Here is a 17,369-nt window from a genome sequence, read left to right as displayed (position 1 = left end):
TAAATTAAAATCCATATTATTATTATACAATATATTAAAAAAATGACAAACTTAAAAATTTTCAGTATATACTGAAAATTTTTAAGTTTGTCAATTTTTATATTGTTATTATTTTCGGGGACTAGTCCACACACCCCTAGTTCTTTTGCGACCGAAGGAAGTGCCTGCGACTGAAAGAAGTACCTTTAGGTATGGTATTGGCATAAAGAACCATACGAAGTACGCCTGCGGCGAAAGACTGCATTTTGAACCTAAATTTTAGGTGTTACCACACATGTAATACATATTAAATAATACAATGTTGTAACACTTGCGTTTTTCGCTCTGCGTGCCGTAGGCAGCAACTTTGACGAAGTCCGCAGAGCGTGTGCAGCAAAAAAGTTGATAATTCTATATAAACTGCATCAGTTGAAAAACTTAATTTTTTTAGTTTATTTAACATTAAACACAATTTCTAACAATTAATTATATATCTTATTATTTAAAAAATACAGAATGTTTCTTACAAAAACTTTATGCCTCCTCTTACTCATATAAAAATTAAAATAAATCTGTCAATCTAAAATCCCATATAATTAATACTAATAAAGTATAAACAAATCTTTTACTTATCTCTTTTTTGTTTTCACTCTTTTTAAAATCAATAGTAATATTTATTTGCTCATCATATTCCCCCTGAATTTTTGATGTCATAGTAAAAATATCTTCGTCATTTGATGAAAATGAATAAGTTATAATACCATCATATCCTATTACATTACTAATATTCATTTCATATTTTTTAGTAAAATACTTAAAAGTAGCATAAGTTGCATTAATATTTTTTATTTTATTTATTTCTTTTTCCAAATTATTTTTATCTAATTTTATAACGGTTAATTGCTGTAAAGGCTGTGCTATTTCATAATCTTCAAGCTGTTTTCTCCATTTATTTATAGTGTCATCGTCCATTTCTATAGGACTTGCTAAATTTATAAAATTATCATCATTAATTTTTATTTCTTCATCTTCACAGTTTGAATAACTTCCGTCGCATGAATATCTGAAAGTTGTTATAAAATTAGAATCTTTGTCATATAGATTCCATATCAAAGATGAAGCAAATTTATTCATCATAACATTATCAATAAAAATATCTTTGAATATATCATAACTATATTTATTACCGTTTATTAATGTAATGGCTAAAAGATTAGAATTATTTTTAATAAACTTTTTTATTTCTTTTCTTAATTTTGTTATTTCTACTTTTAACTTTTTATCAAGATTTTTAGGAATCTTTTTCAATTCTTTATTATTTTTTATATCAAACAAGCTCAAAGAATAATCACTATTCAAAATTAATTTATAATCATCGCTTAACTCTTTTTCACATTGAAAATTAAATCCGAAATCAAGAGCATATCTTAATCTAAATTCACTATAATCAATATTCATTTCTTTAAGTAATTCATTAATTATTTTTTCTGCCTCGAGTCTAACTTCTGTTTTTTTTGTAGTCATAAATATTTTATATAATAATTTTAGTGCATATTTACTTTGATTATTTAATTTAATTGTTATAAGTGAAAGTTTTGTGTCATGTACTTTATATATATTTTTTAAAGCCTCATCTCCTCCATATATTCCATAAACAAAAGCAGCAGTTTCTTTGTTGGTTTCATCATAAATATTTTGTATAAACTTTATGAATGATTCTTTATCAAGTAAATTAACTATATTATCAATTTTTACTAATCTTTTAACATCTCTTTTGATAGACAAATATTCCAAATATATATACTTTATAACATTAATATTAACTTCTCTTGATTTATCTTTTATTAAAACTTTATAATCATTATTTATAAAACTCACTTTCTTATCATCTTTTTTATTATAATTGTTTTCAATATACTTTTCTGCTTCTTCTATAGTTTTGAAATTATAATTTTCTGTAACAGATGAAAGTACTGAAGAAAAATCACTTTCAAGTTTTTTTCTTAAAGCTACAATTTTTTTATTTGTATCTTTTGAAATGAAATCGTATATTTCTTTAACATTATCTTTTGTGATATTTAAATAATTTTGATAAGAACCATAAAATGCCTGAAGATATGCTCTGATTCTCAAAGGCAATTTTTCTTTATCATCGCATAAATCAGTCATATTTAACATTTTATTTAAATCCCAATTTGCTAATGAGTAATAACAATCATAGCTTTTAGAATACTTAAACATTGAGTCAATTTTTTTTAAGTTTTTTGTATTCCATTTATCAAGAGGCTGATTAAATGAAAGAGTATCACAAAACATGGCTTCCATATTTTTCACATTAGATACATTCCAGCTATTTAAAGGCTGATTAAAAGCTTTGCATTGTACAAACATCTCATGCATGTTTTCAACCTTTGAAGTGTCCCATTTATATAAAGGCTGATTGAATTTATAAGCTCTTCTAAATGTACCTTCCATAGTTTTGACATTAGATACGTCCCAATCATTAATAGGCTGATTAAAAGCTTCACACTCACAAAACATATAACTTAAATCTTCAACTTTACTGACATTCCAATTATTTATATTTTGATTAAATGATTTAGCATAATTAAACATAAAACTCATAGTTTTAACATTTGAAGTGTTCCATTTATATAAAGGCTGATTAAATTTCATAGCAGCCTGAAACATACCGCTCATATTTTTGACATTAGATACATTCCAGTTATTTAAAGTATGATTAAACTCTATCGCCCAAAAAAACATAAATGACATATCTTCAACATTAGAAGTATCCCAATCTTCTATGCCTTCAAAGTCTTTCCTTTCACTTTTATGAAAAAGATAACTCATATCCTTAATAAGGATTGTATCTACACAACTAAGTTTTATACCGTCAGTAAATACTAAATTTTTTAATTCTTCTTTTGTTGCTGGTTTGTACTTATTCATAAATTTGCTATAATTATAGGTATAGAATTATATTATTACCTAAACAACTATATTTTGTCAAAAATAAATTTATATTTTTGTTTTTATATCTGGGGCTTTGCCCCAGACCCCACTTCTTTTGGTGCCCCAAAGAAGCAAAAAGGCTATATTTAAGCTTAAATTTAATAAATTATATTACATATAATACAAAATTAGTACTATTTAGTACTAATTTTATCATTGCATTTTTTGGTTCTTTTTGCTGCGGGAAAAGAACAACAAAAAAATTGATAAACTTAAAAATTTTGGGTATATACAAAATATTATACACTGTAAAAAATAAATTAACTATAAATTTTAAATGATTTATTTCTATAAAAACTAATACAAATATTATAATTTGTTTATTTCTTCCATACTCAAACCCGTTACCTTACTTATAATATTAACATCTATGTTTTCTTTTTTCATATTTTTAGCTAATGAATATTTTTCTTTTTCAATACCTTCTTTTATACCTTCTTCCTTTCCTAATCTTCTTTCTTCATCAAGCATTATTTGATTGCCATATAAGTATGCTTCTTTCTTTTCATATTCCATCATCATTAATTTACTTTTGACAAAATTATTATATTTTTTCTGCACTTCTTCCATTATAGGTTTTTCTTTTACTATTTCAGACATAGAAGCCTCCAAATTTTTGCTTGTAAATATTTTTAACCAACAGTTTAAATCTTTACTTAATATGTTTTTCTTGAATTTTTTTAACTCTATTATATGTATTTGAAGATGATCTGTTAATAACTTTTTATTATTCATCTCATAAAGCATATAACAAGAATGTATATTTTTTGTCTTATCTAAATTGAAATTTAATAGATTAATACTTATTACAGGAGTTAATTCATCATATCTTTCACCATGCTTTAATAGCTTATTGTAATTAGCTGCCCAATAATAAAGTATTCTCTCTGGAAATCTTGAATTACCTTGTAATTGTATCTCTATTATGACTACTGAACCATTTTGAGTAATACATTTTACATCGACAATAGTTTCCTTTAAGTTTTTATTTTTCTTTAGATTAAAAGGGGTTAAAATTTCAACAGAGCGGAAAGTCTTCATATTGGCATTAAGCATTATAGAATTTATAAAATCTAAAAGTATAGACTCACTGCTTCCCTTATCAGTAAAGAGATATCGTACAAAATAATCATTTAAAGGATTGAAATATTTTTTTATATTTAAATTATTTCTCATAAATATATTATACTGAAAATTACTAAGTTTGTCAAAATTAATTATGTATATTTATTGTTTATAGAGCAGACACAAAACATGATGCCTACTCTATAAAATATCAAAAATTAAAATAAATCTGTCAATCTAAAATCCCAAATCATTAATACCAATAAAGTATAAATAAATCTTTTACTTACTTCTTCACCATTTTCATTAGTAAAATAAATATCAATTTTTACTCTGTCATGAAAATCAGTGTTTGAATTAACATTAGCATATATACTAAAAGTATCTCCATTCTTTGATTTTAAAGAATAACTTGAAACAACATCATAGCCTATATACTCAGTATACATTCCATATCTTGCACCGAAAGCTTTGAAAGTACCATAAGCTATTTCTGAATTATCTATTTTTTCTAATTCGCTTTTCAAATTATCTTTATCTAATTTTATGATAGTTAATTGCTGTAAAGGCTGTGCTATTTCATAATCTTCAAGCTGTTTTCTCCATTTATTTATAGTTTCATCGTCCATTTCTATAGGGCTTGCCAAACTTACAAAACTATTATCATCAATTTTTACTTCTTCATCTTCACAGTTTGAATAACTTCCATCACCTGAATATCTGAAAGTTGTTACAAAATTATCATCTTTATCATATAAATTCCATATTAAAGATGAAGCAAATCTATTCATAATAGCATTATCAATAAAAATCTCTTTAAACAAATCGTAACTGTATTTTTCTCCGCTTGCTAATAAAACAGCCAAAAGAGAAGCAGTATTTTTCATAAAAGAAGGAATTTCTTTTCTTAATTTTGTTATTTCTTCTTTTAAATCTTCAGAAAGATTTTGAGGTGCTTTTTTAAGTTCCTTATTATTTTTTATATCAAAAAGACTCAAAGAATAATCGCTATTCAAAATTAATTTATAATCTTCATTTAATACTTTTTCACCTTGAGAATTAAATCCGAAATCAGATGAATATCTTAATTGGAATTCATTATAACTAATATCCATCTTTTCCATTACTTCATCAATCAATTTATCAGCTTCATAACTGACTTCAGATTTTTTTGTATTTGAATATATTTCATATAATAATCTAAGGGCATATTTACTTTGCATATTTAATTTAATTATTAAAAGCGAAAGTTTTGTGTCTTTTTCTTTCTTATATATATTTTTTACTGCCTCATCTCCTCCATATATTCCATAAATAAAAGCAGCTGTTTCTTTATTAGTTTCATCATAAATATTTTTAGTAAAATTTATAAATGATTCTTTATCAAGCAAATTAACTATATTATCAATCTGTACTAATTTTTTAACATCTCTTTTAAGAAGCAAATATTCCAAATATATATATTTTAAAACTTTATTTGCAACTTCTCTTGATTTATCTTTTATCAAAACCTTATAATCATTTATAAAGCTAACTTTCTTATCATCTTTTTTATTATAATTATTTTCAACATACTTTTCTGCTTCTTCTATAGTTTTGAAATTATAATTATCTGTAACAGATGAAAGTTCTTCGCTAAACTCACTTTCTAATCTCTTTTTAAATGACAAAACTTTTTTATTTGTGTCTTTTGAAATAAGATCATATACTTCTTTGACATTTTCTTTTGTAACAGTTAAATAATCTTTATAAGAACCATAAAACGCCTGAAGATACGCTTTGATTCTTAAAGGCAGTTCTTCATACCTTTTAAAACATAAATTACTCATTTCTGATACTTTATTTAAATCCCAGTTTGCTAATGAGTCAAAACTATTATAACCTTCGGCAAAGTCAAACATTCCAAACATTGTTTTTAATTTTTTTGTATCCCATTTATCCAAAGGCTGATTAAAAGATTCAGTACCTCGAAACATAGATTCCATAGTTTTTACATTGGAAACATTCCAGCTATTTAAAGGCTGATTAAATTTTAAAGCCTCATTAAACATCTGATTCATATTTTCAACCTTTGAAGTATTCCATTTATCAAGAGGCTGATTGAATTTGAAAGCACTTCTAAACATACCTTCCATAGTTTTTACTTTAGATACGTCCCAATCATTAAGAGGCTGATTAAAATTAACGCATATACTAAACATATAACCCATATCTTCAACTTTACTAACATTCCAATTACTTATATCTTGATTAAAAGCTTTAGCATAATTAAACATAGCCCTCATAGTTGTAACTTTTGAAACGTCCCACTTGTCTAAAGGCTGATTGAAATTTTCTGCTACCTGAAACATACCGCTCATATTTGTGACATTTGATACATTCCAGCTATTTAAAGGCTGATTGAATTTTTTACAATTATCAAACATTCTAAATGTATCCTGAACATTAGAAACGTCCCATTTATCTAAAGGCTGATTTAAATCCTGACAATAATAAAACATAAAGCTCATATGCTTAACTTTGGAAACATTCCAATTATTAAGATTATGATTAAACTTAGCTTTAGAACGGTTTTCATAACTATCATAACTCATATGGGCAAACATATAAGACATATCCTCAACATTAGAAACGTCCCAATCTTCTATGCCTTCAAAATCTTTTCTGGTGCTGTTATGAAAAAGCTCGCTCATATCTGTAATAAGGCTTGTATCTACATCATAGAGTTTTATTCCGTCAGTATATACTAATTGTTCTAATTCTTGTTTTGTTTCAGGCTTATATTTCTTCATCAATTTCTCCTCATAATAAGTTTACATAATTATAATATGGATTTATAGTATAATATATATTGTATAAATTTTCTATATTTAAAAAGAATTTTATTTTTGATTACTTCTAAAAATAATTTTATTATTATGATATAGTATGCTATTTATTTTGCGGTTTATACCAATTTGGCAATTTATTTTGAAGCATGAAAAATTTTCTTTCCAATCTTATATTATGTAATGAGCTTGTATCAACATAATAAAGTTTTATTTCATCAGTAAATACTAATTATTTTTTGTTAATGTTTTGTATTTATTCATACATTCATATTTAATTTCTATTTATAAGAAGTTTACATAATTTTTATATTGTTATGCTCAATATATAAGTTTATTTTATTAATATCTTTAATTACTATTTATGTAAATTTATGTTAAAAAATTAATTATAATTCAATAAAATATATAAAATGTTGAGAAAATAATATAATATGTTAAAATAATACAAATTTATATAGTTTGGAGTAAGAAATGGCAGATAATAAAAGCATAATACAACGCGATGAGCTTCACAGCAAAATATGGAAAATAGCGGACGACTTGAGAGGAAGCGTTGACGGCTGGGATTTTAAACAGTATATACTTGGAATGCTATTTTACAGATATATTTCTGAACATCTAGCAAACTATATAAATCAAAATGAATGGGACTCTGGAAACAAAGAATTTAATTATGCAGATTTAAAAGATGAAGATGTTGAAGATGTAAAAACTGATATTATAACAGAACAAGGATTTTTTATATATCCTAGCGAACTTTTTGAAAATATAAGAAAAGAAGCTAATAATCAAATCAATAAAGAAGACAGCAAAGATAAACATAATCTAAACGAAAGACTTCAGAAAATATTTAAAGATATAGAAAACTCAGCTAAAGGAACAAAAAGCGAAACAAAAATTGCAGGGCTTTTCGATGATATAGATGTAAACAGCAATAAATTAGGCCCTACAGTATTGAAAAGAAATGAAAGATTAATAAAACTTATAAATGGTATTGCTGATATAGAACTTGGAGATTTTAAAGATCATTCAATCGATGCATTCGGTGATGCTTATGAATATTTGATGGGTATGTATGCATCAAATGCAGGCAAAAGCGGAGGAGAGTTTTTTACGCCTCAGGAAGTTTCTGAACTTCTTACAAGAATTACTGTTACAGGAAAAAGTGAAATTAGAAGAGTATACGACCCAGCATGCGGAAGCGGTTCATTACTTTTAAAGTTCAAAAAAATATTAAATGATGAAGAAAGAAAAATATTTTATTTCGGACAGGAAATAAATATCACCACATACAACCTATGCAGAATAAATATGTTTTTGCATGATATAGGTTATGAGAAATTTGATATAGCTCATGGAGATACTTTAACAGATCCCAAACATGTAGACGATGAACCTTTTGATGCAATAGTTTCAAATCCTCCCTACTCTATAAAATGGGCAGGCGAAGACAATAGCCTTTTAATAAATGATCCGCGTTATGCTCCTGCCGGAATATTGGCACCAAAATCTAAAGCAGACTTTGCATTTATTCTTCATTCACTTTCTTGGCTTGATACTGCAGCACTTGCGGCAATAGTATGTTTCCCGGGCATTATGTACAGAGGCGGAGCAGAACAGAAAATAAGAAAATATTTAATAGACAATAATTTTATAGAATGCATTATACAGCTTCCTGACAATTTATTTTACGGCACATCAATAGCTACTTGTATAATGGTATTATCAAAATCAAAGATAGACGGCAAAACTTTATTTATAGATGCAAGCGAAGATTATGAAAAGGCAACTAATAATAACAAATTAAGCGATAAGAATATACAAGATATTTTATCTTATTTTACAAAAAGAGAAACTAAAAAACATAAATGCTATTTAGCCAAAAAGGAAGAGATAGAAGCACAGGACTATAATTTATCAGTATCCACTTATGTAGAGCAGAAAGACACAAGGGAAAAAGTAGATATAAAAGTATTGAATAAAGAAATTGAAGAAATAGTTTTGAAGGAAGAAAAACTACGCAAAGAAATAGATAAAATCATCAAAGAAATAGAGGGCTAATATTTTTATATGAGCGTACTAGAAGATTTAATAAAAAAACACTGTCCCGACTACTAGCCTATACCCATTGGGTACGCTTTGCGGAGGCAACCCGCACAGTATATCATAATATTATGGATAGTCCTTTATACGTGCGGCTGATTACTTTTCATTTTTCAAAATTAGAATATCCCGCCCGCCCACCCTTTAAAGTTAAACAAACATTTTTAACAAAATAAGCCTAAGAATTTAAAAAAATCTTAAATAATCAATTTTTTTGTACATAACCGAAAGAATTACAGTCATGTATACAACTAACTCCATATAGTAAAATATTGTAAATAGCTTTTTATAGAGCGGCTGAATATCCAACTATTACAATAAAAATATTTTTGATAATTTGCTATAATCTGTTATAATGTAAAGTATTATATATTGTAGGTATTAACTTAATATGAGCGTACTAGAAGATTTAATAAACAAACACTGTCCCGACTACTAGCCGTAGGGGCTTCCCGCACGGTAATGCCAACATTATCAAACGTCCACTATACGTGCGGCTGATTACTTTTCATTTTTCAAAATTAGAATATCCCGCCCGCCCACCCTTTAAAGTTAAACAAACATTTTTAACAAAATAAGCCTAAGAATTTAAAAAAAATCTTAAATAATCAATTTTTTTTTGTACGCAACCGAAAGAATTACAGTCATGTATACAACTAACTCCATATAGTAAAATATTGTAAATAGCTTTTTATAGGGCGGCTGAATATCCAATGATTACAGTAAAAATATTTTTGATAATTTGCTATAATCTGTTATAATGTAGAGCATTAAATATTGTAGGTATTAACTTAATATGAGCGTACTAGAAGATTTAATAAAAAAACATTGTCCCGACGGCGTGGAATATGTAGAATTAAATTCTGTAATTGACTATGAACAGCCTTCAAAATATATTGTACAAGATACTAAATATAATAATGATTATGATGTTCCTGTATTAACTGCTGGTCAATCATTTATACTTGGTTATACAAATGAAAAAGATGGAATATATAAAGCTAATAAAAAAGAACCTGTAATTATATTCGATGATTTTACAACTTCTTTTCATTGGGTTGATTTTAATTTTAAAGTAAAATCATCAGCAATGAAAATACTTAAAGTTATAGATGAAAATAAGTCAAATTTTAGATATTTATATTATTGTATGAAAAATATCAAATATATACCAATAGAACATGCTCGTCAATGGATAGAAAAATATTCTAAATTTACTATACCACTCCCACCAATAGAAGTACAAAAAGAGATAGTGCATATATTAGACACTTTTACAGAATATCAAGATTGCCTTAATGAAGAATTAACACTCAGAAAAAAACAGTATGAGTATTATAGAAATAAGCTGTTGACGTTTAGAAATGATAAATCTCAATGGAAAAGACTTGGAGATATAGCTCATATAGTAATGGGACAATCTCCAGACTCTAAATCATATAATAAAAACAATATCGGTCTTCCATTTTTACAAGGATGTGCTACATTTGGTACAGTTTATCCTTTAATTAATACATATTCATCTGATATTAAAAAAATTGCTGTTAATGGTTCTATATTAATGAGTGTAAGGGCTCCTGTTGGAAAATTAAATATAGCTAATACTGATATATGTATAGGTCGTGGGCTATGTAGTATTAATTCTAATTGTGAAGTCAGTAATAAATATATATTTTATAGTTTGAAAAACAGCATTAAATACATTTCAGATAAATATAAAGGTGCCATATTTGATTCAATAACTTCAGACGGAATAAGAAATTTAAAAATTCCAGTACCGCCTTTGGAGGAGCAAGAACGCATTGTTAAAATACTTGACCGTTTTGACGCTTTATGTAATGACATTAGTTCAGGTTTACCTGCAGAAATAGAAATGCGTAAAAAACAGTATGAATACTACAGAGATAAATTATTAACGTTTAAGGAGAAGAAAGTTTAATTATATACCGAAATTTTTTAAGTTTGTCAACTAATGGACTTTATATAAATGTTAGCTACTTTTTTGTAGCACACGCTCTGCGGACTTCGTCAAAGTTGCTGCCTACAGCACGCAGAGCGAAAAACGCAATTGCTAGAACTTTATGTTAAAAACATTCCTATTAAATATAGGATATACCCAAAAAATGCAGTCTTTCGCGAAGCGTATCCGAGCTTGTCGAGGATATAAAGTTCTTTTATACCAATAAAAGAACTGGGGTGTGGGGCAAAGCCCCGCAAATATTTTAAATTGACAGAATATAATTGTTTAGGTATATACAAAAAGTACAAAGTATTAGTAAAACTTTTATTTCTATATAAAAGGCTTTATCCTGCGTTTTTTATTTAAATAAAATTTTTTGCTTCTTTTTTCAAAAAAGAAGACTTGGGATATATAATAAAAATTTGTTCTTTGCCAACATGATGTAATTGTTTTTTGTTTCTTTTTTACAAAAAAGAAATACATTTTTTGGTTCTTTTTTGTGTAGGCAAAAAAGAACACATCATTAAATAGATTTGTAATAATAAAAATATAAATAAGAGGTTATTTTATGGAAAATAAAGAAAACATTGATATCATTAAAATGTCTGAGGAAAGTACTGTTGTCGCTAAATATATACCAGTAGAGAGAACAAGAACTAAATATCAAACTGAAGAAGAACTTGAAGAAGGATTTATCAAACAGCTTACAGAACAAGGCTATGAATATATAAATATAAAAAATGAAAATGATTTGATTAAAAACCTTAGAAAGCAATTAGAAAAATTAAATGATTATACTTTTACCGAAAATGAATGGGATAATTTCTTTCATAATACTATAGCGAACGGTAATGAGAAGATAGAACATAAAACTTTTAAGATACAGGAAGAACGCATTTTTATATTAAAACAGGACAATGGAGAAACTAAAAATATTTATTTAATAGATGCTGATAATATATATAATAATAATTTACAAGTTATTAATCAATATAAAGAAGAAAGTTCAGCGAAAAAAGCCAGATACGATGTTACTATTTTAATAAACGGCTTGCCTATGGTTCATATTGAGCTGAAAAGAAGAGGCGTTAATATAAGAGAGGCATTCAATCAAATAAACAGATACGGGGAAGAAAATTTCTGGGCAGGTTCTGGGCTTTATCAATATGTACAATTATTCGTTATATCAAATGGTACTAATACAAAATATTATTCAAATACTACAAGATATAGACATATAAAGAATAGTGAACGTCAAGTAAAAACTTCAAATACTTTTGAGTTTACGAGTTTTTGGGCTGATGCTAGAAATAAAATTATTCCAGACTTGGTGGATTTTACTAAAACTTTCTTTTCAAAATTTACTCTATTAAATATATTAACTAAATATTGTGTATTTACTTCAGACAAAGCACTTTTAGTTATGCGTCCTTATCAGATTGCAGCAGCAGAGAATATTATAAACAAGATTATAATATCAGAGAATCATAAAATAAGATCAAAAAAGGAATCAGGCGGTTATATTTGGCATACCACAGGAAGCGGAAAAACTCTTACAAGTTTTAAAACTGCCACTTTAGCTAGATCGCTTCATTTTGTAGATAAAGTGCTTTTTGTAGTTGATAGAAAAGACCTCGATTATCAGACTATGAAAGAATATGATAAATTTCAAAAAGGTGCAGCCAACAGCAATACCTCCACAAAAATATTAAAAGAGCAATTAGAAAAAGATGATGTAAAAATAATTATTACTACCATTCAGAAATTATCAAGATTCATTCAGAAAAATGAAAATCATGAAGTTTATAAAAAGCATATTGTTATGATTTTTGATGAATGTCATCGTTCTCAATTTGGCGAGATGAATGAAAAAATAAAAAAGGCTTTTAAAAATTATAATATATTCGGATTTACCGGCACACCTATTTTCAAAAAAGAAAAAGACGATGAAAAATATCCGAATCTAAAAACCACTGAAAATGCTTTTGGAGAAAAACTTCACACATATACTATAGTTGATGCCATTCGTGATAAAAATGTTTTGCCTTTTAGAATAGATTATATTAATACTGTGAAAGAAGCTAAAGATTTTGAAGATAAAAAAGTAAAAGGCATAAATACAGATGATGTACTTTTAAATGATGAAAGAATAAGATTAATAGTAAAATACATAATAGAACATTTTGATCAGAAGACTTACAGAAATTCTAATAATGCCGCTTATAGTCATGATATTATTGTAAATGTAGAGGATATGGCTAAATCAAAACATAATACTGTTAAAGAAAAGAAAGAGAAAAGAGAAGTTAAAGGATTCAATTCCATTTTTGCAGTATCTTCAATAAAAGCAGCCAAGAAATATTATAAAGAGTTCCAAAAACAAATAAGAGAAACTTCAAGCAATTTAAAAGTTGCTACAATATTTAGTTTTGTACAAAATGATAACAATGATAATTATGATGACACAATTCAAGAAGAAAATTTTGAACCTAAAAATCTTGATGAAGATTCAAGAGAGTTTCTTGAAAGTGCTATAAAAGATTATAATCAAATATTCAAAACAAATTATGATACATCTGATGAGAAATTTGAAAATTATTACAAAGATGTTTCATTGCAGATGAAAAATAATCAAATTGATATTTTAATAGTAGTAAATATGTTTTTAACAGGTTTTGACGCCCCTACTTTAAATACTTTATGGGTTGATAAGAGACTACAAATGCATGGTCTTATACAGGCCTTTTCTAGAACGAACAGAATTTTGAACTCTGTTAAAACTTTCGGAAATATAGTTTCCTTCATGAACTTAGAAGAAAATACAAACAAAGCTCTTTCTGTTTTCGGCGATAAAGATGCCAACTCTATAGCATTACTTAAAACTTATAAAGATTATTTTAACGGATACGATGAAAATGGCGAGCATGTTTTAGGATACACAGAAATTGTTGATTTACTTAAAACTAAATTCCCTATTAATGAAGCTATTGTTACAGAAGAAGACAAAAAATTATTTATTAAATTATTTGGTGATTTATTAAAAATAAGAAACACTCTTTCTGCTTTCGATAGTTTTAGAGAAGACAGAGAAAAAATACTGTCTGACATAGATTTTCAGGATTACAGCGGAAAATATTCTGATTTATATACAGAGATTATTAAAGACAAAACTAATAATAATCCTGAAATAGAAAATATTCAAGATGATGTTGTATTTGAAATAGAACTCATTAAACAAGTTGAAGTAAATATTGATTATATACTTCTAATAGTAGCAAGATACAAAAATGAAAATAAAGACAAAGATACTATAATAGAACATGTTAGAAAATTAATTAATGCCGGTATTGAATTAAGAAGTAAAAGAGAATTGATTGAAAACTTTATTAATCAAATGAATACTTCCGACACAGATATTCAAGAAGAATTCTATCAATACGTAAAAGAAGAAAAAGAAAAAGATTTAATACAAATAATTAAAGACGAAAATTTAAAAGAAAAAGAAACAAATGATTTTATAACTAGCTGTTTTGAATATGGAGAGATAAGAACTTCAGGAACAGACATTGATAAAATACTTCCTCCAATATCAAGATTCAGCAAGCAGGGAAATAAAATAGAGAAAAAACAAATTGTTGTAGAAAAATTGCAGTCTTTCTTTGAAAAGTATTCAGGTTTAATATAAATATTTTAAATACATAAAAAAATTATACTATTACAAATATATAAATATTGTAATAGTATAATCATAATAAATATATTAACTATTTATTTTTTATTATTTTGTTTATGCTCTTTTATAATATCTTCTTTCTTATCAATCAGTTCTTTTAATTCATCATAATATACATTTTCAAGCTTTTTTATAAAATCTTTTAATTTGGTATATTGTATGGATTCTGTATAAACTTCTTTAATATTGCATTCTTCAAGCATAGATAAAAGTCTTTTTTTATGATTTCCTCTAGCAAGAAAATAAATATTAAGTATTGATTTAACATTTTTTAAAGAAAGAGCATTTTCAAATATGTTATCAATAACACAAGTTTTATTTATTTTCCAATCACCTATTGACTGATTAAAACTTTCACAGCCGGAAAACATATCTTTCATATTTTTAACATTACACACATTCCAATTATTAATATCTTGATTAAAATTCTTTGCATTAAAAAACATACGATTCATATATAAAACATTAGATGTATCCCAATTATATAAAGGCTGATTAAAACTATAAGCATTCTCAAACATAGAAAGCATATTTTCTATATTTTTTACATTCCATTTGTTAATATCCTGATTAAAATTTTCTGCCTCAAAAAACATACATCTCATATTTGTAACATTTGAAGTATCCCAATTATTTAAAGCCTGATTAAAAGTTTTACATTTACAAAACATACCGCTCATATCTTTTACTTTACTTACATTCCAATTATTAATATCTTGATTAAAGTTAAAAGCTTCTTCAAACATACTTCGCATATTTTCAGCATTGTAAGTATTCCAGTTATTCAAAGGCTGATTAAAACTTTCTGCTCCTTTAAACATACTATTCATATCTGTAACATCAGAAACATTCCAATCATTCAAACTCTGATTAAACTTTTTAGCTCCTCCAAACATACTATACATCTTATTAACATTACTTACATTCCAGTTATTTAAAGGCTGATTGAAATTTTCTGCTTCAAAAAACATACAGCTCATATCTTCAACACTAGAAACATTCCAATCGTTTAAATCTTGATTAAATACCTTACATCCATTAAACATTCCATACATATTTTTAACATTGCCTACATTCCAATTATTCAATGGCTGATTGAAAGATACTGCACCATAAAACATAAAACTCATATTTTCAACATTAGAAACATTCCAGTTATTTAAATCTTGATTAAACTTTTTACAACCCCAGAATATACTATTCATATCTTTAACATTAGATACATTCCAATCACCTATATGCTGATTAAATTCTTCAGCACCGAAAAACATACAAGCCATATTTTCAACTTTGTATACATTCCATTTTGATAAATCATTATTGAATTTTCTGCAATTAAAAAACATATCATGCATATCTAAAACATTAGAAGTATCCCAATTTTCAATACCATTAAATTTTTTTCTTGTAGATTCTTTAAATAAACAGCTCATATCATTTATTAAACTTGTATCTATATCGCCTAAATTAATATTTTCATCATCTGTTAATGTTTTTAATTCTTCTTTTGTTGTTGGTTTATACATATTTATACCTTTTAATTAAACATACCTCTTATATTGCAGTCTTTTTTTATATTCCATCTGCTTATATTTTTATTAAATGATTTTGCACCACTAAACATATATTGCATATTTTCGGCATTAGAAACATTCCAATTTGAAATATCCTGATTAAAATTTTCAGCAAAAGCAAACATTGAATTCATATATTTTACTTTAGATACATTCCATTTACTAATATCACAATTAAATTCAAATGCTTCTTCAAACATATTTGACATATCTTCAACATTTGAAACGTCCCAATTTGAAATATCATTATTAAATTCATAACAATTTCTAAACATATAACGCATGTTTTTTACTTTACTTACATTCCAATTATTTAAAGATTGATTAAATATTTCACAATCATAAAATAAAGCATTCATATTTTCAACATTAGACACATTCCAAGAATTTAAATCTTGATTAAAGTTAGTACAGCTTTCAAATATATAACTCATATCTGTAACATTTGAAACATTCCATTTATTTAATGACTGATTAAAAACTTGACAATAAGAAAATAAATGCGACATATTTTTTATATTTGAAGTATCCCAATTATTTATATTATTATTAAAATTTTCACAAGATAAAAACATATAACTTATATCTGTTACATTAGAAATATTCCAATTTTCTAAGCCTTCAAAATTTTTTCTTTTAGAGCATTCAAATAAATGACTCATATCTGTTATAAGAACTGTATCTATATCGCCTAAATAAATATTGTCATCTTGCACTAATTCTTTTAATTCTTCTTTAGTTTGAGGTTTATATTTCATTATTATGATTCCTAATTAATTTTTTATATTTTATATCTTTTAAGGCAATTTTAAAAGTATAATTTTTAATAAATACTAAATAGTATAGCCGCATAAAAAGTTAATATAAAAATAAAAAAATTATTTTTTCTAACGCACGGTGAATGTATTTTAATAATAAATTAAATTAGAATTCATATTAAATTATATTTTTTGTATTATTCTGCGTGCGGTGATAACACAACAAATTTAAATAAAACTTGGGCGGGTACTAAAATTTCTGATAAAGCAATAAATATACCTAAACAAATATATTTTGTCAATTTTCAAACAGATGAAAGTTCTCTGCTAATGCTATTGATAATTCACGTT

8 protein-coding genes are annotated in these 17,369 nt (G+C 25.9%); 3 read left to right on the top strand and 5 right to left on the bottom strand.

The genetic code is table 11. The features are described from left to right. Positions 1-540: 540 nt before the first annotated feature. The 3 genes from Q0K52_RS12355 to Q0K52_RS12345 form a co-directional block, all read right to left on the bottom strand. Positions 541-2,931 (bottom strand): BspA family leucine-rich repeat surface protein, encoded by a 2,391-nt coding sequence (locus tag Q0K52_RS12355; protein ID WP_297299848.1) that lies wholly within the window; start codon positions 2,929-2,931, stop codon positions 541-543. Between the two features lie 372 nt (positions 2,932-3,303). Next, on the bottom strand, positions 3,304-4,170 hold the full coding sequence (locus Q0K52_RS12350; RefSeq protein ID WP_297299846.1) for an Rpn family recombination-promoting nuclease/putative transposase: 867 nt from the start codon (positions 4,168-4,170) through the stop codon (positions 3,304-3,306). A gap of 107 nt (positions 4,171-4,277) precedes the next feature. Next, on the bottom strand, positions 4,278-6,851 hold the full coding sequence (locus Q0K52_RS12345; protein WP_297299844.1) for a BspA family leucine-rich repeat surface protein: 2,574 nt from the start codon (positions 6,849-6,851) through the stop codon (positions 4,278-4,280). Between the two features lie 510 nt (positions 6,852-7,361). Here Q0K52_RS12345 and Q0K52_RS12340 point away from each other — a divergent pair. From Q0K52_RS12340 to Q0K52_RS12330, 3 genes are all read left to right on the top strand, one after another. Beyond that, positions 7,362-8,951, top strand: a complete 1,590-nt coding sequence (locus tag Q0K52_RS12340) for a type I restriction-modification system subunit M (protein WP_297299842.1) — start codon at positions 7,362-7,364, stop codon at positions 8,949-8,951. Positions 8,952-9,789: 838 nt separating this feature from the next. Beyond that, a complete protein-coding gene (locus Q0K52_RS12335; protein ID WP_297299839.1) occupies positions 9,790-10,932 on the top strand; it encodes a restriction endonuclease subunit S in 1,143 nt (380 codons plus the stop codon). Between the two features lie 589 nt (positions 10,933-11,521). Beyond that, positions 11,522-14,638 (top strand): type I restriction endonuclease subunit R, encoded by a 3,117-nt coding sequence (locus Q0K52_RS12330; protein WP_297299837.1) that lies wholly within the window; start codon positions 11,522-11,524, stop codon positions 14,636-14,638. Positions 14,639-14,721: 83 nt separating this feature from the next. On the opposite strand, the gene Q0K52_RS12325 is transcribed toward Q0K52_RS12330, so the two are convergent. After that, on the bottom strand, positions 14,722-16,212 hold the full coding sequence (locus Q0K52_RS12325; RefSeq protein ID WP_297299836.1) for a BspA family leucine-rich repeat surface protein: 1,491 nt from the start codon (positions 16,210-16,212) through the stop codon (positions 14,722-14,724). 11 nt (positions 16,213-16,223) lie between these two features. Further along, positions 16,224-17,018: a BspA family leucine-rich repeat surface protein gene (locus tag Q0K52_RS12320; RefSeq protein WP_297299834.1), complete on the bottom strand. Its 795-nt coding sequence runs from the start codon at positions 17,016-17,018 to the stop codon at positions 16,224-16,226. Positions 17,019-17,369: the final 351 nt, after the last annotated feature.

Source organism: uncultured Brachyspira sp. (genome assembly GCF_944390845.1).
Lineage (GTDB): Bacteria > Spirochaetota > Brachyspiria > Brachyspirales > Brachyspiraceae > Brachyspira > Brachyspira pulli.
This window is presented reverse-complemented; position numbering and strand designations above follow the sequence as displayed.